The organism is Psychrobacter sp. Rd 27.2 (genome assembly GCF_001921755.1).
GTDB classification, from domain to species: Bacteria; Pseudomonadota; Gammaproteobacteria; order Pseudomonadales; family Moraxellaceae; genus Psychrobacter; species Psychrobacter celer.
In genome coordinates this window covers 1-17,717 of record NZ_MRYB01000021.1, presented here as the reverse complement: position 1 = coordinate 17,717, position 17,717 = coordinate 1, and the positions used below count along the sequence as shown (strand labels likewise).

The 17,717-nt window shown below is 40.7% G+C and carries 16 protein-coding genes and 3 pseudogenes; 12 read left to right on the top strand and 7 right to left on the bottom strand.

From position 1 onward, the window contains the following. Positions 1-335 precede the first annotated feature (335 nt). The 6 genes from BTV99_RS12235 to BTV99_RS12210 all read left to right on the top strand — a co-directional run bounded on the left by BTV99_RS12235 (position 336) and on the right by BTV99_RS12210 (position 5,414). Positions 336-1,271 (top strand): inovirus-type Gp2 protein, encoded by a 936-nt coding sequence (locus BTV99_RS12235; protein WP_075102641.1) that lies wholly within the window; start codon positions 336-338, stop codon positions 1,269-1,271. A gap of 100 nt (positions 1,272-1,371) precedes the next feature. Then, complete coding sequence (locus BTV99_RS12230) at positions 1,372-1,650, top strand: hypothetical protein (RefSeq protein ID WP_075102640.1); 279 nt, start codon at positions 1,372-1,374, stop codon at positions 1,648-1,650. Between the two features lie 50 nt (positions 1,651-1,700). After that, complete coding sequence (locus BTV99_RS12225; protein ID WP_075102639.1) at positions 1,701-2,696, top strand: DUF932 domain-containing protein; 996 nt, start codon at positions 1,701-1,703, stop codon at positions 2,694-2,696. Positions 2,697-2,818: 122 nt separating this feature from the next. After that, positions 2,819-3,961: a YqaJ viral recombinase family protein gene (locus BTV99_RS12220; protein ID WP_083608650.1), complete on the top strand. Its 1,143-nt coding sequence runs from the start codon at positions 2,819-2,821 to the stop codon at positions 3,959-3,961. Between the two features lie 109 nt (positions 3,962-4,070). Further along, entirely contained in the window at positions 4,071-4,982 is a 912-nt protein-coding gene (locus BTV99_RS12215) for a hydrolase or metal-binding protein (RefSeq protein WP_075102638.1), read from the top strand. A 168-nt stretch (positions 4,983-5,150) separates the two neighbouring features. Beyond that, positions 5,151-5,414 (top strand): AlpA family transcriptional regulator, encoded by a 264-nt coding sequence (locus BTV99_RS12210; RefSeq protein ID WP_071002781.1) that lies wholly within the window; start codon positions 5,151-5,153, stop codon positions 5,412-5,414. 256 nt (positions 5,415-5,670) lie between these two features. Here BTV99_RS12210 and BTV99_RS12205 read toward each other — a convergent pair whose 3' ends face one another. The 4 genes from BTV99_RS12205 to BTV99_RS12190 form a co-directional block, all read right to left on the bottom strand. After that, entirely contained in the window at positions 5,671-6,192 is a 522-nt protein-coding gene (locus tag BTV99_RS12205) for a hypothetical protein (RefSeq protein WP_143507134.1), read from the bottom strand. Between the two features lie 51 nt (positions 6,193-6,243). After that, positions 6,244-7,263 carry a WG repeat-containing protein gene (locus BTV99_RS12200; protein WP_075102636.1) on the bottom strand — a complete coding sequence of 340 codons (1,020 nt, stop codon included), beginning with the start codon at positions 7,261-7,263 and terminating at the stop codon, positions 6,244-6,246. Between the two features lie 363 nt (positions 7,264-7,626). Next, the gene (locus tag BTV99_RS12195) at positions 7,627-8,886 is read right to left on the bottom strand and encodes an MgtC/SapB family protein (RefSeq protein ID WP_075102635.1); all 1,260 of its coding nucleotides are present in this window, start codon (positions 8,884-8,886) and stop codon (positions 7,627-7,629) included. Between the two features lie 184 nt (positions 8,887-9,070). Then, the gene (locus BTV99_RS12190; RefSeq protein WP_075102634.1) at positions 9,071-9,589 is read right to left on the bottom strand and encodes a recombinase family protein; all 519 of its coding nucleotides are present in this window, start codon (positions 9,587-9,589) and stop codon (positions 9,071-9,073) included. Positions 9,590-9,675: 86 nt separating this feature from the next. On the opposite strand from BTV99_RS12190, the pseudogene BTV99_RS12185 reads away from it, so the two are divergent. Next, positions 9,676-10,557, top strand: a pseudogene (locus BTV99_RS12185) (IS982 family transposase). 166 nt (positions 10,558-10,723) lie between these two features. Here BTV99_RS12185 and BTV99_RS13335 read toward each other — a convergent pair. Then, a pseudogene (locus BTV99_RS13335) lies at positions 10,724-10,798 on the bottom strand (IS1 family transposase); the annotation flags it as partial. A gap of 76 nt (positions 10,799-10,874) precedes the next feature. Here BTV99_RS13335 and BTV99_RS12175 point away from each other — a divergent pair. Both BTV99_RS12175 and BTV99_RS13460 read left to right on the top strand, forming a co-directional pair. Beyond that, complete coding sequence (locus BTV99_RS12175; protein WP_075102642.1) at positions 10,875-11,705, top strand: cation transporter; 831 nt, start codon at positions 10,875-10,877, stop codon at positions 11,703-11,705. Between the two features lie 99 nt (positions 11,706-11,804). Beyond that, positions 11,805-11,948 carry a hypothetical protein gene (locus BTV99_RS13460; RefSeq protein ID WP_178377961.1) on the top strand — a complete coding sequence of 48 codons (144 nt, stop codon included), beginning with the start codon at positions 11,805-11,807 and terminating at the stop codon, positions 11,946-11,948. Between the two features lie 12 nt (positions 11,949-11,960). On the opposite strand, the pseudogene BTV99_RS12170 reads toward BTV99_RS13460, so the two are convergent. Together BTV99_RS12170 and BTV99_RS12165 are read right to left on the bottom strand one after the other, a co-directional pair. Continuing rightward, positions 11,961-12,194: pseudogene (locus BTV99_RS12170) on the bottom strand (transposase); the annotation flags it as partial. A 40-nt stretch (positions 12,195-12,234) separates the two neighbouring features. After that, positions 12,235-13,005, bottom strand: coding sequence for an IclR family transcriptional regulator (locus BTV99_RS12165; protein ID WP_075102633.1), 771 nt, complete (start codon positions 13,003-13,005; stop codon positions 12,235-12,237). Positions 13,006-13,186: 181 nt separating this feature from the next. On the opposite strand from BTV99_RS12165, the gene BTV99_RS12160 reads away from it, so the two are divergent. Genes BTV99_RS12160 through BTV99_RS12150 form a run of 3 tightly spaced genes read left to right on the top strand, consistent with a single transcriptional unit; the run spans position 13,187 to position 17,361 of the window. Next, positions 13,187-14,578, top strand: coding sequence for a GntP family permease (locus tag BTV99_RS12160; protein ID WP_075102632.1), 1,392 nt, complete (start codon positions 13,187-13,189; stop codon positions 14,576-14,578). A 43-nt stretch (positions 14,579-14,621) separates the two neighbouring features. Further along, the gene (locus BTV99_RS12155) at positions 14,622-15,812 is read left to right on the top strand and encodes an iron-containing alcohol dehydrogenase (RefSeq protein ID WP_075102631.1); all 1,191 of its coding nucleotides are present in this window, start codon (positions 14,622-14,624) and stop codon (positions 15,810-15,812) included. Positions 15,813-15,870: 58 nt separating this feature from the next. Further along, positions 15,871-17,361: a CoA-acylating methylmalonate-semialdehyde dehydrogenase gene (locus tag BTV99_RS12150; RefSeq protein WP_075102630.1), complete on the top strand. Its 1,491-nt coding sequence runs from the start codon at positions 15,871-15,873 to the stop codon at positions 17,359-17,361. Positions 17,362-17,717 lie beyond the last annotated feature (356 nt).

The following is a 17,717-nucleotide window of genomic DNA, read 5'->3' as shown; positions in this document are numbered from 1 at the left end:
ATGTTTGGCATATCTATTAAGTAAGTAGAGTTCAATAATATACGTTGTGTCTTACAACTACTTTTGCAAGAGGTCTAGTATCACCCTTTAGCTAACTCCACCCCAATACGAACTCTAACGCTGACAGCAATATTGCATCTGCTCGGATAAAAAAATACCAAGCACACAAGCAAAAAGCAGTTTTTTAATAGCTCCTTCTTAGTGGGTTAGTTATATTATTATCTAACATAGTAGCTACTCACCTTGAGGCTGAGAGCACATCTCTCAGCAACTGGCATTATAAAAATACTGATCGACCTGACCCTATGAGAAAATTACCTTATAGGATCAAAATCATGACATGTCCAATTATTAGCCAATCTCAACTTATCTGTAATGTCGATAGACTCGTTAAAGATGTTCTATCAAATAATATTAATATTAATAATATCAGTGTGCAGCTCTCAGCGTTATACCTACCTCTGGTAGCTGATTATGATTCTAGCTTGGATTATTTTCCAACCATTACTGCATTTATAAATAGCGCCAATAAAGTAATGAGTAGTAATCATTCAAAAAAAACGAGGTGGGGTTATTACAATACTAGGGATTTCATTAATAATTTATACGCTTATAAAAATATTATTTTAAAAAATAATTTAAGGGTAATTGAGCAAGAAAAAGTCAATACAAAAAAATTAGTCATTTATATGAGTCAGATGTTGAATCATTATTCAAGATTACTAATTGTTCGTGTAGATTTAGGATATTCAAAAGATACCAATCATTTGGTGTCTATCGAGACCTTTCATAAACACTTGAAAAAACTTAGAGAGCTTATTGGTAAAAAAGAAAGTTGCTTTGAAGAATTAGAGGGCAATGTAATTGCTTTAGAACAAGGTCATGACCGTGGTTATCACGTTCACTTATTGCTGATGTTTGATGGTTCTGAACGCTGTAAGGATACTTATATAGGACAGCTAGTGGGGGAAAAGTGGCAGAATATTACTGGTGGTCTTGGCAGTTACTACAACTGTAATAACACGCATTATAAGAAAAAGCAGGAAGCTCTTGGCAGATTAGGTATTGGCATGATTCATCGTCGTAATCCAAAAGAGGTGCACAATGCTATCAGTGCTTCTTTGTATTTGACACAGCCTGATAAAGAGAATCAACATTTAAGGGTAAAGCTTCCTAAAATGAAAACCTTCACTCATGGTATTTATGAGACTACTAAACGTAGAGGCCTGCCTAAATATCAAAATAATCTCAGATATATAGCATCCCCATGAAATAAGGAGCTATTGCCTCCTCATCAATCTAACCCTAAACGTCTAATCAAGGTCTGCTTTATAGCAGGCCTTTTTTATGCGCCACTTTCAAGGAGATCCTATGAAACCTATTTGCCCTTACTGTCACTCATCCGATGTAATCAGTCAATCTAATCCCGTCTCATCAATATTCGAGCAGTTGTGCTCTCAAGCAACGCTGACAAGCCTTGGTGTGAGCATTTGTAAATACTACAAAGTCAACCCTGCCATTGGTGTGATCACAGCCACCGCGATTGCCTCTGCTGTCAGCGTAGCAACGCGCCGCGCACAAACGCCGCTGATCACAACCCCTCAACAAAATTACCTTTGTCAGCGCTGTTTTAAGCCCTTCACGCTATAACCTTATTCATCAGTAATCATTTCATTAAAACTTATCAAGGAGCAGTACTCATGGCACATTTAATCGAATCAATGGCATACGTTGGTGATACCCCCTGGCATGGACTAGGACAAGAGTTGTCCCCTAAGCAGCCTATAGAGGTATGGGCTCGTGAGGCAGGTATGGACTGGCGTATTGAATCATCGGACGTCAGCTACATGGCAACCAATGATAAAGGCCAAAGCCTGATCATGCCTTTTGATAGCAATAAGGTGCTCTATCGTAGCGATACCTTAGAGCCCTTATCAGTAGTCAGTCAACGCTATCAAGAAGTACAACCCAGTGAGGTCTTAGAGTTTTATCGTGATCTGACGGAACAAGCAGACTTTGAGCTAGAAACGGCAGGGGTGTTAAAAGGCGGCCGTAAAATGTGGGCGTTGGCTCGCACAGGACAATCAGCAACGCTACGTGGCGGTGATGTCAGTCACGGCTATCTACTTCTAGCAACCGCTTGTGATGGGACGCTTGCGACCACAGCGCAGTTTACCAATATCCGTGTGGTGTGTAATAACACCTTAGCAATCAGTCTTGCTGATGGTAGCGGCGGGGTGGTGAAAGTTCCGCACAGTACCACCTTTGATGCCGATAAAGTCAAACAGCAATTAGGCGTATCTGTCAGTCAGTGGGATGACTTTAATTATGAGATGAAGCAGCTCACCAACAGACGAGTGACGCAAGCAGAAGCCGCTAATTATTTAAACCGCGTGTTTAACGATGTCAAAGACGATGGCCTTATTCTGTTTAATACCGCTAAGAAGGAGAAAGAAGCGGTGCCTAATGCTCGCGCCATGAATCAGGTGATGACGATGTTTAACGGTCAGGGTCGCGGTGCGGACTTAGCATCTGCCAAAGATACCGCTTATGGCCTGCTGTCTGCTATGACAGAGTTTGTCGATCATGAACGCCGTGCCATGTCGAGGGATCATCGCTTAGACTCAGCTTGGTTCGGTGCAGGGGCTAAACTTAAAGATAAAAGCTTAGATGAAGCGCTGCGCTTAATTGCTTAATCTCTTAATGACTTTGTTTACTCAATGAATCAACCACGCCTTTGAGCGTGGTTTTTTTATGCCGTCAATCAAACAAAGCACTGCATTACTTATTAATAATAAATCTAACGAAGGAGTTCACTATGAACATGATCGCATTAAACAATAAAACTACCACTCAGCCAAGACTTAAACGTGCCACCGTTAAGGGTAAAGCATCACGAACTACTAAGCCTAAAACCAAGGGCAAACCAGCAGAGCTAGCGCTAAAGCAAAATGAAGCGGTCGGTAAACCTACTCAAGCAAAGATATCAACCACCCCTAAGCGTTTGGTCAACACCAAAAACTTAAGCCATGACAAATGGCTTGAAATTCGCAAGCAAGGCATTGGCAGCTCTGATGCCGCTGCCGCTTGTGGTATCCACCCCTTTCTATCCATGCTTGAATTATGGATGATTAAGACTGGACGTATGGCATCAAATATTGATGAAGGTGCTGATGGTTATGCGCCACTGTATTGGGGTAACACCTTAGAACCAATGGTGGCTAAATATTATCAAAAGCACACTGGCAATAAGGTGCGACGCATTAACGCGATCTTGCAGCATCCTGATCCTGACAACCACTTTATGCTGGCTAATTTAGATTACTCGGTGGTTGGCAGTGATGAAGTACAAATACTTGAGTGTAAAACGGTTGGTGAGCATGGCGCTAAGCTGTGGAAGCATGGCGTACCCTTATATGTCACTTGCCAAGTACAGCATCAGCTAGCGGTCACTGGCAAAACCGCAGCGCATATCTGTGTGCTGCTTTGCGGTCATGAGGCGAAGATTTATAAAGTTGAGCGTGACGAGCGCTTGATTGAGTCCATCATGGAGCATGAAAGGTTATTCTGGCAATACGTGGAAACCGACACGCCACCAATCCCTGATCATAGTGAATCCGCAGCTCGAGCACTAAAACAGCTTTATCCCAAACCTGAGCCTAACAGCAAAATTGACTTTAAAGATGATACTGGCGCTAACAAGCTATTTGAGCAATTGCTGAGCTACCGTGATTACATGCAAGAGTTAGAGCAGCGTCATGATCAGGTAAAGCATCAGCTACAAAGCCTGATCAAAGACCATGAGGTGGCGGTTTTCGATAAAGGGGCTATCTCGTGGAAACGATCCAAGGACAGCGTAAGCTTAGATACCAAGGCGGTGATCAAAACCCATCCTGAGCTACTCACTCAGTTCAGTAAAACCCGTCAGGGTAGTCGTCGTTTTGTTGTCTTAAACGATTAACCTGCTATCTATTCTAATCAACACACACAAACCAAATCTAGCGCATAACCGCCCATCTATCAAAGGTGGGCTTTTTTATGGCTAACTAAAACATATAAGGAATATCACCATGATTAAAGGTCTCACCATAACCCCACCAGTATTAGGTCGTATCAGCATTGGACGTGTTGTTCAAAAAGACGGCAAGCGTCTGCCTGCCAAAGACGATCAATTCACTATCACTAGCCAAGTACAAAATAAAGACGGATGGATCAATCATCCACTAGACGAAAAACTACGTGCAAATAATGACGGTAAGCTTAGACAAATACCTGTACGTATGCTGTTCAATGATCCAGAATTAAACCTACGAGCTGAGTACACGCTATTTGATAGACAAACGGGCAGACCGCTATGTGTGGGTGACGGTGAGCAATGTCAGCGCCGAACCAATAATGGCGTGGAAACACTACCATGCCCATCACCTGATCGCTGTCCACTAGCGCAAGGGGGTGCTTGTAAGCCTTATGGCAGGCTCTACGTTAATCTTAGTGAAGACGATGAACTAGGCACCTTTATCTTTCGCACCACAGGCTTTAATAGTATTAGAACGCTTGCCGCACGCTTAAGCTACTTTGCTGCGGTATCAGGCAATAAGCTATCTTGTCTGCCACTGCAATTAACCTTGAGAGGTAAAAGCACCACGCAAAGCTATCGCACACCGATTTACTTTGTGGATTTAACGCTGCGTGATGGGGTAACGCTCAAAGATGCGGTACAACATGCTGGAGTGATTGATGCAGAGCTGTGTGAACACGGCTTTGATCAAGCAGCATTAGAGGCAGCAGCAAAGCAAGGCTATGTTAATTCATGTTTTGAAATCGATAGCGATGGTCTACTTGATGTGGTCGAAGAATTTTATCCCATGCAGACAGATGACGTAAGCAATAGACAACAAAGAAATGATCAGAATGGGCTAGCCGCTCATAACGTAAGTAGCATTGAGCATGGCTTACGAAAAAGCGTGACAGCAGTGAGCTAAAACCAACAGGCTAGAGATGTGACATAAAAAGGAGCTGACTATTTAGCTCCTTTTTTTATTTCTTCAAAAAAAGACTAGAGGACGGACCGTATAGGATGCCGTAAAAAAATATAGGACTCCCTAACTGTATGAGAGATGACGCTCTCATTAACTTATAAGGAGATAATCATGGAACTATTAAACGCAAACACCCAACCAAACGCATTAACGCCAAGCGTGCCACAAATACCGCGTATGCTCCCGCTAAAGCAAGTTGTACACTATACAGGGCTTAGCAGAACTACCATTTACGATATGCTTGATAGAAGATCAAACCGTTATGACCCTACCTTCCCTGTTCAGGTAAAATTATCAAAGGGACGTGTGGCTTGGGTTGAAAGTGAAGTTGCTCAGTGGCTTGAGAGTAAGATCGCTACTGCTCGAGTTCATTGAGCGGTGATAAAAAATAAGCCGCATGAAGCGGCTTGTTTTTTTGTCCAGTAGCTCATTAATTTATTTTGGGGCTGTCCTAGATAAGTAAAATTATTTAGGATAGCACTATGAGAAAGAGTAAACTAAGTTGGTATAAACAAAGCAGACTAATCGAGCTATTTGTTCAGCTAGTTTCTTAATGTCAGATTGAGTCGTCATTGCTATAAGCAGTTACACAGTTTTTAGGAAAGGCTCGATAATATATATAAAAATAAACCTAATACTCTCTCACCAAGTCTTGCTCAGTCTTATCATATTTAAAACAAAAAGGCCCGTCTTGATAGCCGTAGGAATTTCTGTAAGCATCAATATCGCCCGAGAAACAAAAGCGGTTGGATTTAAGAGTAAAATCATAGTGCATAGTATCGCCTCTATTATTCACGGCTACCGCCTTGCCTCCACTACCGCTGGCAGCTGATAAGGCATAACCAAAAGGCATGACTTTCTTCTTAGCAGGGTCAATAACAACCAATCGATATGGTTTCTTGTTCACGTAACCTGTGGCATTTGTTTCAAAGATATAAATAATCTTATTACCATCAAAGTTAGGCTTGCGCTCTTTTATCACCTTTGCGTAGCTTTTTAAGCGGCTATCAGTACAAAACTCTTCATCTTCATAATCAAAGTCACATTCAACCACTGTCACACCGTATTTCGTTTTAGGTGCTGCATTAGAAGTAGAAGATAGCCCCAAAATAACCAAAGATGCCGCGAACATTAGGCTCGTTTTTTTTAACATAATAAGTTTTCTCTCAATTTAGATTAAATGGCTCTACAAACCTTTATAGAATCACTGATAATTTTGTGGATAACGCTCTTCGTCCATCTCATTCCAGTCTGCATAAGTCTTTTTAGTGAGTACCTTGCCTTGGCGATCTAAGGTATAGCGAGTGATACTGTCATAGCCATCGTTATAGGCATTAGCGCCTTTAGTGTTCAGATTATAAACATCTAACTTCCCACCTTCATAGCGACCACCATCGACGTCTTCAGCATCTCCCATCGGCTCAATATAAGCCATATCATATTTTGGTGAGACAACAACCTTGCCAGTCTTATCTATAACACCCCATTTGCCGTTGTTATATGCTCCAACTTTTACAGCAGCCAGTCCTTCAGAGAATTCCATGGCCTCATCCCATTTAGCAGGGATTGCTATATTGCCAGACTTGTCAACGAAGCCAATCTTACCCTCATCGTCACCCTGCACCGAGGTATTATATCTAGCCAGACCTTCATAGTAATCGTCTAACCAATTGAATTTAAACGGCACTACGGTCTTACCTATTTTATCGATGACGCCATACTTATCATCTTTGCTGACGACTACTCTACCGTCACTGAAATCACCTGCCGTTTGGTAAGCATAAAGTATAACCATTTTACCCGTTTTATTCATATAGCCATATTTGCCGTTTTTGTAGACGGCAACCAAACCTTCTTTAAAGTCACGATAGTCAATAATCACGCCATAAAAAAGCGGTGCTTGATGTTCAACCGGTATGACCAGTTTGCCATCTTCATTGATGTAGCCTTGCATGTATAAATAGTCTTCATAATCCTCAACGCCATCGTAACCTTTAACTGTGCCCATTTTCATTAATGAGACACGAGCCATACCTTCTGAAAAATCCCCACAACTATAATATTTTGCAGATACAACAATCTTCCCGTTATCATTTTTATAGCCACATTTAATGTCATTGTTATTCTCTACCTCAAAACTCTGCAATGCAGCTACAGCAGGTAATGTCGCAAATACGCCACAGAAGCCCAAAGCCAGTGCTATTTTTTTATTATATATTTTCATCTCAATCTCGATTATAAGGTGTGGAAGCGATATAGCATTGATAAAAACTGGCCTATACAACACTGCTAGTAAGGATATTAAATTTAGGCAACAATAGTAATCAACTTTTATTTATATATCAATATGTATATTCTTTATTGCCTAATCTTTCAGCTATATTTCAGATAAAAGCCATAGATGCAAAAAAGCCAGGCAACCCAAGTTACCTGGCTTTTTTATACAGCATCTCTTGTTTGAAGCGAAACTATCGGTCGTAGCTATTAATTCGTATGACTTGTTGTTTTTATAATTCTTTTATACCATCAACAAGGCCGAAAATCGGTTTCTAAAGCGGGTGAATGAGCCTTACTCATTGAGTTTTTTTTAATTATTTGTCATAGTATATATCAAGATAATTAAAACAATCATATGAATAATTTGGATTGGAACAAAAGCAAGTGCGTATTGAAAACCACCCGTAATTGCCGCATTAATTGATTTAGAAATTGCATGTGTCGCTAAACCCAATAATAAGGCGAGCAATAAAATAGGGTTAGTTGGGTTCCCTTGCATGACTACAGCAGCCATTGCTGCATGCACCTCAAACATAGAACTCAGTACGGTTCCTGCGATAAGACCGGCGTCACCCAGCCATAAACTTAAACCATAAACAAGTACTTGAATAATAGTAAGTGTGACTACAATGATACCTGCCTCTTTTAAACTAAACATGGGTGTATCAGTTAACTTAGCTTTCTCTTCGGATCGAGCTTTTCTCATCAACCATATCCCAGGAATAATTAAAACTATCATGGCAATAATAGAGGGGAATAATAAAATTTTAAGCCAGCTAAAACTTACACCTGCAACAATAATAAGAAGCTGTACCACTGTTGCGACACATGATATAAGCGCAGCTCCAGCATTTTCTTTTGCATCTGCACGACCCTGACGAACTTCTATTCCAAGGCTTGCAATCGTGGCTGTACTGGATATAAATCCTGATGCTAAAGCAGATAAAAACATGGCGTGGCGTGATGGTAAAAGCCTCTTTGCCATATGTGCTAGTGCTTGAATGGTTAAAATCAATATCAATAATTTTAAAATAATATAAGGATTTAGTACTGAACCCCAAAGATCCCTATTGGGGGTTAAAGGAAGTGCAATTAAAAGCAAGGCCAGTAAAAAGATACCATCTTTAAATTCACGCTCAGTAATCCATCTAACCGCTACTCCATGCATTGAATGCTTTGTCACTAGAAGGAAAGTAAGGACGACTGTAAGTGCCGCTGCATAAGGAATATGCCATAAACATAGTCCGCCTATAAAATAGGTGAGTATAAAAGCAAGTTCAGTGGTTACACCTGGATCTTCAATTTGTTTATTAGTAGAGATGATACTTATACCACCTACTATCAATGCTCCTATGAGCCCCATAAATAAACTGAAAGCAAAGCAAATTGCCCCTAATAAAGAGCAAATTGCAAAAGATCTAATACCTGCAAAGCTGTGTTGATTTTCACGTTGTTTGCTACGCTCTCTTTCTAGACCAATGAGTAGTCCACAACCTAATGCTGCAGTAGATGCAGTAATTAAGTTTTGGATAGGTTCAATCGTAAATGTATTTTCTATTATGAAATTCATCCCACTCTCTATGACCCCTGCTGTCAAATCCGTACAGTTGAACTTGGGAAATTTTGATTACGCAGCCTGATGATAAAAATCAAACCACACCGGTCTTAGCGATCTATAACCCAGCGGAACCCTCTAAAAAGGCTCATTAATCCATTAATAGACTACTCATAGTAGACTACTATATTGGAACCACTTAATGACTACTGAGCATCTTCGGTCTTTCCTTGGCCACATCAGCGATCAGATGCCGTGAGCACTTGGTCATACCTTGTATCTGACGGTTACGGCGATCCTCATAATCTTTTCGAGCAATGGCTGCGAGCATATCCAGCATCATCGAGTTAATGGCCTGCAATACACTGCTCATAAATTCAGTGCTGCTTTCAGATTGAAGCGCCATATATGAGGTCGGCAGCTCTTTTGATACGATAGAGAGCTTTTTTTCTGACAGCATTCTTTTAAGCGTATCCCAATCAGCTTGATTCAAACGTGCTAAGCGATCAATTTGCTCAACTAAGATCACATCGCCCTTATGAGCATCTTCAATCAGCTGCATAAGCTTTGGTCGCGCCAAGATAGCGCCTGATTCGTTTTCGACATAGAAGGCAGCAATTTTGTGGCCATGATCGTTGGCAAATGCTATGAGTTCGCTTTTGGCACGTTTAGCGTCTTGTTCTTTGGTTGACGCTCGTAGATAACCCCAGTTCGGGATAAGGGCTCAAAAAAAAGATAAAAAAAGAAGTCCGAAGTTGCTAAAGTAAGTTTACCAAGACCACTTAAGCAAAAAGGACTTCTTACATGGACAACCTAACCGAACTATACTGCCATATTGACGACTTTTATCAGCAATTCAAACCTGAGTTTGACGCTCATTTAATCGCAACGGGCCGTCAACGGCTAAGAGCATGCCAGATAAGTGTAGCAGAGATTATGACCATCTTGGTACTGTTTCATCAACTGCGGTATCGACAGTTTAAGTCTTTTTACTACCACCATATGCTTGGCATGATGAAACGGGCGTTTCCAAATCTGCCGAGCTACTCGCGATTTATAGAGCTTGTGCCGCGCAGTATCATGCCACTGTGCAGCTACTTGCAAAGCATGATGGGCGACTGTACGGGTATCAGCTATATTGATTCAACCAAGATAGCAGTTTGTCATAACAAGCGTATCTACCGTCATAAAGTCTTTAAGGGACTTGCAACCTGAGGCAAAAGCAGCATGGGCTGGTTCTATGGCTTTAAGCTGCACGCCATTATCAATCATAAGGGCGAGCTTGTATCTGTTAAAGTCACTGCGGGTAATACGGATGACAGAGTGCCTGTTAAGGATATGGCAACACCTGTGTTTGGCAAGGTGTTTGGTGATAGAGGATACATCAGTAAAGCCCTAAACGAGTGGCTCACAAAACACAGTGATACCACGTTGATAACCAAACTTCGGCGTAATATGAAGCCCCAATTACTTGAGCCTATGGATGAGGCACTACTCAATCATCGCTCTTTGGTTGAAACGGTGTTTGGGGAGCTTAAAAACTTGTGCCAAATCGAACACTCACGCCATCGTAGTGTCACGGGGTTTATCACAAACTTGCTGTCAGGTTTAATTGCTTATTGCTGGTTTCCCTATAAACCCACCATCAAAAATATGCCTCAGCAGGGACAGGTAGCAACATTGTAAATAGTATCAATGAGTTACAATGTGGCTTATCCCGAACTGGGGTTAGATACGCTCTAATAAACATAAACACCTAAAATAGTCTGTTATAAGTGGTTCCATTATACCAGTCTGTTTTAAGTGGTCTGTTAATAGGTTTGAAGGGTGAAATAGCTGGTTCCCTTAGGGTATAGCTTTTGAAACCATTTTTCTTTATATTGTCACTTAGACAGGCTGGGCATTTGATGTATAGTGTTATTTGCATTTCACTATTTATCAATTTCTCAGCCTGTTTTTTTCCAGCCTACTTTTTGAACCACCACCCGGATATAAATCTAGCTATGAATAAAACAACTTTTAAAATATCGAAGATGGATTGTCCTTCGGAGGAAAACCTAATCCGAATGAAATTAGAGGGCGACTCGGATATTCAACATCTTGAGTTCGACATTCCTAACCGTAAATTAACTGTGTTTCATCATAGCAATGTAGAAGGGATAGAAACGGCTATTCATGACCTAAATTTAGGTGACACCCTACTCTCGACCGAAACCATTGACCCTTCCGATCCCAACAATAATTTTAAAACTGATACTGACTCTAGTCACAAAAAAGATGCTAAGCAAAGAAAGCTACTATGGATAGTGCTCGTCATTAACTTTGCTTTCTTTATTATTGAAATGAGCACGGGACTGATTTCTCGTTCAATGGGGTTGGTCGCCGACAGCTTAGATATGTTAGCAGATAGCTTCGTATACGGAATTAGCTTATTTGCGGTCGGTGGAACGGTCATTAAGAAAAAACGAATTGCCAGAATTGCCGGATATTTTCAAATTACGCTAGCGATTCTTGGTTTTTTAGAAGTGCTAAGACGTTTTTTTGGCAATGAGCAGTTACCTGACTTTTCTACCATGATTGTTATATCGATTCTTGCGCTAATTGCAAACTCGATTTGCCTCTATTTACTACAGAAATCGAAAAGCAAAGAAGAAGCTCATATGCAGGCCAGTATGATTTTCACTTCAAACGATGTCATTATCAATTTAGGGGTAATTGTTGCAGGGATTTTGGTTAATTGGTTACACTCTAGTACGCCTGATTTGATTATTGGTAGCATCGTATTTGCTTTAGTTATTCAGGGCGCCTTTAGAATATTGAAGTTGAGTAAGTAGCCAAGCCTAATAACTGAAGCAAATAGCTCAAGTAAGTAGCTTAATTAAACCGCTAAGTGTAAAGTAACTGGGTTTGAAGCAAATAAACATCATAAGGATATGAGACCTCAAGCAATGATTGAACAAACTTTAAATCTAGTCACCACCAAAGACCATCAGCAAGTTGCCGTTTGGCGAATAATAGATGATGAAGTCTTTGATAAGAATCTGGGAGACCTTCCTAAATTTTGTGTAAGTATTTAATCTAAACGTCAGTTACACAGAATCTGGGATGGTCTCGTACTCAGCAGGTGTCATATCATTAAGTGAATCATGGGGTCTTTCGGTGTTATAAACCTTGATCCAGTCTTCAGTCAGCATATTGACCTCGTTTAAATTGTTGAAAAGGTAGCAATCTAAAACCTCATTGCGATAACTGCGATTAAACCTTTCAATGTAAGCGTTCTGATAAGGACAGCCAGGCTCAATATAGTCAACATAGACACCATGAGCTGATGGGTATAATAAATAAGAAGCACTGCTGTTAATTTTATTCATAGTTCTGTTTAAAGGTGGCGGATAGCTCGAGAGCAGCTTCTCGCATCATAGGGATATACTCTAAAAGCTCATCTAAACTTTTTCTTACAGTTGGCCCATGGGTAAACACTGTAGCAAACGTCTTGTTTTCATCATTGGGAATAAGTACAGCACAAGCAACCATGCCAGGAATAAACTCTTCGTTATCTATCCCTATTCTAGTGTCCCGCGTCTTAGCAATCGTTTTCATCAATTGCTTTTTATCTGTTTGCGTATTAGTAGTTAATGCATGTATCGATATTTTATTAATGATACGCTCGCATTTTGCATTGGATAGTTGTGATAAGAATAACTTACCACTTGCACTTGCCCAAATCGGTACATGAGTTCCTACTGGCAGATATATTTGAAGCGGCCAATCAGACAAGACGCGATCTATATAAACTACATCTAGATCTTTCATAATCGCAATACCTACGGTTTCTCCTATTTGTGCTGACAGCTGCTGTAATATTGCAAGTCTTTCAATTTTAAAATGATTATTCTGTAATAGATCCATAGCTAACTTATATGTTCTTTTCCCAGCGGTTACTTTCCCAGGCAGGTCTAATTGTACGAACCCAATATTTTGTAGCTGATCTAATAATCTGTACATACTAGGTATAGGTACATCCAATGTGTCTGCTAAGTCGCTAACGCTCATTGGTCTTTGCGACCTCGCTAGGATTTCTACAATCTGCAAAACTCGCTCAACACTTGAACCCTTCTTTTTAGTGTTACTCATACCTTTGTAACTCCTTCGTCATATGACTTCTGATGTCTCTAATCATTATAAAGATAATATTTAATGATTTAAGGCTTGTCATTATAAAAATATTCTGTTATTTTCACATAACGATATAAATTTTATCGTTATGTGAAAATAATGAAATGGATTTTATGTATATATAGCACAGGGAGTGCATATGATAAGTTTATTGCCCATTTTGCTGTCGTTAGGGTTATTAATGTATTTGGCCTACCGTGGTCATAGCGTGATTTTGTTAGCGCCTTTGCTAGCAATGCTTGCTGTGCTTTTAAGTGGTGAGGCTAATACGATGCTAGGCGTCTATACGCAAGTATTTATGAAAGGTCTGGGTGGATACATCATCAGCTTCTTCCCGCTTTTTCTACTAGGCGCTATATTTGGTAAGTTGATGGATGATTCAGGTTCCGCACTTAGCATCTCAGAGTCACTCGTCACTAAACTCGGTAAGAAACAAGCCGTTTTATCAATTGTAATGGCTTGTGCTATTTTGACTTACGGCGGTGTGTCATTGTTTGTAGTGGGCTTTGCTGTATACCCAATCGCTGCTGCTTTATTTCGCGAATTGAACATCCCTAAAAGACTTATTCCTGGTGCTATCGCCTTGGGTGCTTTGACCTTCACGATGACCGCTTTACCAGGGACACCGGCAATTCAAAATGCCATTCCTATGCCATTTTTCAAAACAGATTCTTTTGCTGCCCCTGGTCTTGGTGCTATTGGTGGCTTGATCATGTTAGTAGGCGGAATGATTTGGCTTAATTATCGTACTAAAACAGCTCTAAATGCAGGAGAGGGTTATGGTCAACATCATAATGATAAGTTAGCTGTAGTCGATCGTAGCTCTAAACCTTCATTACTGGTGGCGTTACTACCAATCATATTAGTCATATTGATTAACTTCATTTGCACGAAATGGCTATTACCCAGTATGGACAATAGTTATCTAGCAAGTGAAGAGTTTGGTGCTGTCCCACTAACCAAGGTGCTAGGGATCTGGGCTATTGTTATAGCTTTAGTAGTGTCTTGTGGAGCGATGATTCTGCTTAATTGGAAGCGTTGGAAAAACCTAAAAGAATCGCTCAGTGAGGGTGCACTTGGTTCATTACTTCCTATTTTTAATACAGCCTCTGAAGTTGGTTATGGGTCGGTTATCGCTACTTTAACCGGATTCATAATTGTTAAAGAATTCTTATTAGGTTTGTCTCCAGGAAATCCTCTAATTTCAGAAGCTGTTTTCGTCAACGTTATGGCGGGTATTACTGGCTCAGCGTCTGGTGGACTAAGTATTGCTCTCAATACCATGGGGGACAACTATCTTCAGTTAGCTTCTCAATTTGGTATCAATCCCGAGTTAATGCATCGTGTAGCTTCTATAGCATCAGGTGGTTTAGATGCTCTTCCTCATAATGGTGCAGTTATAACTCTACTCGTAATTTGTCAGCTCACTCATAGAGAGTCTTATAAAGATATTTTTGTGGTAGCTGTTGCGGTACCTGTACTAGCTCTCATAGCAGTAATCACCTTAGGCACATTGATAGGTTCGTTTTAGCACAGTATTAAACACATAGTGATCAACACAAGGATAGTTAAATATGTCACATAGTATTCTTCTCCCAAGAATCATGGAGGTAGGCCGCGATGCATGTCAAAAGCTACCGACCATATTAGATAGTTTGGGTATTAAAAAGCCTCTCATCATTACGGATGAGATGATGGTTAAACTGGGTTATGTGGACAAACTACAAACCATTTTGAAAGAGGTTCAGATTACAGCTGATGTATTCTCAGATACTATGCCTGAGCCTACTGAAAGCTCTATTGAGTCAGGGGTGCAGCAGGTACGACACCAAGAATATGATGGTTTGATTGCTTTAGGTGGTGGTAGTCCTATAGATAGCGCAAAAGCCATTTCAATTTTAGGGAAGTTTGGTGGTGTCATTAATGACTATAAATTTCCTCGTCAAGTAAATGAAGCAGGTTTACCTATTATTGCGATACCTACTACGGCCGGAACAGGGTCAGAGGTTACTCGATTTACTATTATTACTGATGAAACAAATAACGAAAAGTTGTTATGCGTTGGTATGGGATTTATGCCTATAGCCGCCATTATTGATTATAGCCTTACTATGAGTGTGCCTCCTCGAACCACTGCTGATACTGGCATTGATGCAATGACTCACGCTATAGAGGCTTATGTCAGTCAAAAACGTAACGCTTATAGTGATCAACAGGCTTTAGCTGCATTACGTTTGATTGGGCCCAATCTACAAAAGGCCTATCATAATGGCGAAGATGAGGATGCTCGTGAAGCCATGATGTTAGGTTCTACGTTAGCTGGTATTGCATTCTGTAATTCATCGGTGGCTTTGGTGCATGGAATGAGCAGACCGATTGGCGCTTTTTTTCACGTACCGCATGGTTTATCAAATGCGATGCTATTGCCAACTATTACTGAATTTGGCATATCAGGCACTCCAGAACGATATGCAGATTGTGCACGAGCATTAGGAGTGGCGAGCTTTAATGATACTGATAATCAAGCGAATATAAATTTGATTACGTATCTGAAAAACCTCAATATCGAGCTCAAAGTGCCTACATTGGAACAATTTGGAGTTCAAAAAACTGATTTTGATGCGCTAATAAATACCATGTGTGAACAAGCATTTTCCTCTGGTTCACCTAACAACAACCCCCGAATACCGAGTTTGGAAGAAATGGTTCAACTTTATACATTGTTATGGGCAGAAAGTAGCTCAGATGATGTTTCGAAAAGCTAATAAAATAAATTTTACTTTTAATCCACGTATAAACTAAATGCTATAAAAGGAATATATTATGCAAACTATCGGACATTTTATTAATGGTCAGGCAATTAATGAAGAAAGTCAAACACAACCAATTTACAACCCTTCTACTGGTGAAGTAAGTAAACAGGTTGCTTTGGGTGGTGAAAAAACTATCGCCGAAGCAGTAGCCGCTGCTGAAGCTGCCTTCCCCTCATGGAGTAGAACCCCACCGGTAAAACGTGCAAGAATCATGTTCAAATTTAAAGAGTTGTTAGAGAAAAATGCTGATGAGATCTGTAGATTAATTGGTGAAGAGCATGGAAAAATTGTGCATGATGCTGCCGGTGAATTACAGCGTGGTATTGAAAATGTCGAATATGCTTGTGGAGCGCCTGAGCTATTAAAGGGTGAGCATAGTCGTAATGTTGCTACCAATATAGACTCTTGGAGTGAGTTTCACCCATTAGGAGTAGTGGCTGGTATCACTCCCTTCAACTTCCCTGTGATGGTGCCATTATGGATGTTCCCTATGGCCATCGTTTGCGGTAATACCTTTGTATTAAAACCGTCTGAGCGTGATCCAAGTTCCACTCTTTTCATCGCACAACTTTTAAAAGAAGCAGGACTGCCAGATGGTGTCATCAATGTAGTGAATGGAGGTAAAGAAGCCGTCGATGCTATTTTACATCATCCAGACGTCAAAGCAGTTAGCTTTGTCGGCTCCACTCCTATTGCTGAATATATCTATACGACAGCCGCTGCACAAGGCAAACGTTGTCAAGCGCTCGGCGGCGCAAAAAACCATGCCATCGTAATGCCAGATGCGGACTTAGACAACGTGGTCACTTCCTTGTTAGGCGCTGCTTTTGGCTCATCAGGTGAGCGTTGTATGGCTCTTTCTGTCGCCGTTGCAGTCGGTGATGAGATTGCTGACAAGATGGTTGCAGCACTACAGCCTGCTATTCAAGAGCTTAAGTTTGGTGTACATTCAGACAAGAATAACGACTTTGGTCCTGTCATTACAGAGGCCCACAAATCTAAGATTTTAGGCTATATCAAAAGTGCTGCTGAGCAAGGTGCAGAGCTGGTCATCGATGGCTCGAATGCCTCGCCAGAAGGCTACGAGCAAGGATTCTTTGTGGGCCCTACTTTGATTGATCATGTCACCAAACAGATGCACAGCTATGAGGCCGAGATTTTTGGTCCTGTTTTACAGGTAATAAGGGTTCAAACCATGGCAGAGGCAATACAGCTCATAAACGATCATGAATATGGTAACGGTACTTGTATTTATACTCGCGACGGTGAAGCTGCGCGTCATTTTGTCGATAACATTGAAGTAGGCATGGTCGGTGTAAATATTCCACTACCTGTACCCGTAGCTTCTCAAAGCTTTGGTGGCTGGAAGCGCTCACTGTTTGGTGATCTTGCCATGTATGGACCAGATGGTGTAAGATTTTTCACTAAACGCAAAACAATCACACAACGCTGGCCTAGCGCAGTGTTACGAGAAGAAAAGCAGTTCTCAATGCCGACTTGAAGCTCGTCTATTAAGCTCAGTTGAAATCTTATTAACACAAGTTTGAATAAAAACTGAGCTTAATAACTGTCCGTTTGTAGACAACATTAGATTGGCACCCACTGAACCTAGTTCGTATTCTATTGTTCCCCCACGAATATGTAGTGGAACAATAGACATTCGTGATTTGGTAACCATCCTAACCATAAGACACTTATTAAATAGAATTAATCTGCGTGGTTTAGTTTCTGTATTAGAATCGCTGTTATGATTATTAGACCTCTTGCAAAAGTCATAGTCTAAGCTCGGAATTAATGATACCAGCAAACAGCTTCATTCTAAGATCATAGCGCTGACGACGGTTGCGATATTTATGA

Bases quoted from the DNA above. Each gene is read 5' to 3' on its own strand.
- BTV99_RS12235 (WP_075102641.1), top strand. From the start codon at position 336: ATGACATGTCCAATTATTAGCCAATCTCAACTTATCTGTAATGTCGAT.
- BTV99_RS12230 (WP_075102640.1), top strand. From the start codon at position 1,372: ATGAAACCTATTTGCCCTTACTGTCACTCATCCGATGTAATCAGTCAA.
- BTV99_RS12225 (WP_075102639.1), top strand. From the start codon at position 1,701: ATGGCACATTTAATCGAATCAATGGCATACGTTGGTGATACCCCCTGG.
- BTV99_RS12220 (WP_083608650.1), top strand. From the start codon at position 2,819: ATGAACATGATCGCATTAAACAATAAAACTACCACTCAGCCAAGACTT.
- BTV99_RS12215 (WP_075102638.1), top strand. From the start codon at position 4,071: ATGATTAAAGGTCTCACCATAACCCCACCAGTATTAGGTCGTATCAGC.
- BTV99_RS12210 (WP_071002781.1), top strand. From the start codon at position 5,151: ATGGAACTATTAAACGCAAACACCCAACCAAACGCATTAACGCCAAGC.
- BTV99_RS12205 (WP_143507134.1), bottom strand. From the start codon at position 6,192: ATGTTAAAAAAAACGAGCCTAATGTTCGCGGCATCTTTGGTTATTTTG.
- BTV99_RS12200 (WP_075102636.1), bottom strand. From the start codon at position 7,263: ATGAAAATATATAATAAAAAAATAGCACTGGCTTTGGGCTTCTGTGGC.
- BTV99_RS12195 (WP_075102635.1), bottom strand. From the start codon at position 8,886: ATGAATTTCATAATAGAAAATACATTTACGATTGAACCTATCCAAAAC.
- BTV99_RS12175 (WP_075102642.1), top strand. From the start codon at position 10,875: ATGAATAAAACAACTTTTAAAATATCGAAGATGGATTGTCCTTCGGAG.
- BTV99_RS13460 (WP_178377961.1), top strand. From the start codon at position 11,805: ATGAGACCTCAAGCAATGATTGAACAAACTTTAAATCTAGTCACCACC.
- BTV99_RS12165 (WP_075102633.1), bottom strand. From the start codon at position 13,005: ATGAGTAACACTAAAAAGAAGGGTTCAAGTGTTGAGCGAGTTTTGCAG.
- BTV99_RS12160 (WP_075102632.1), top strand. From the start codon at position 13,187: ATGATAAGTTTATTGCCCATTTTGCTGTCGTTAGGGTTATTAATGTAT.
- BTV99_RS12155 (WP_075102631.1), top strand. From the start codon at position 14,622: ATGTCACATAGTATTCTTCTCCCAAGAATCATGGAGGTAGGCCGCGAT.
- BTV99_RS12150 (WP_075102630.1), top strand. From the start codon at position 15,871: ATGCAAACTATCGGACATTTTATTAATGGTCAGGCAATTAATGAAGAA.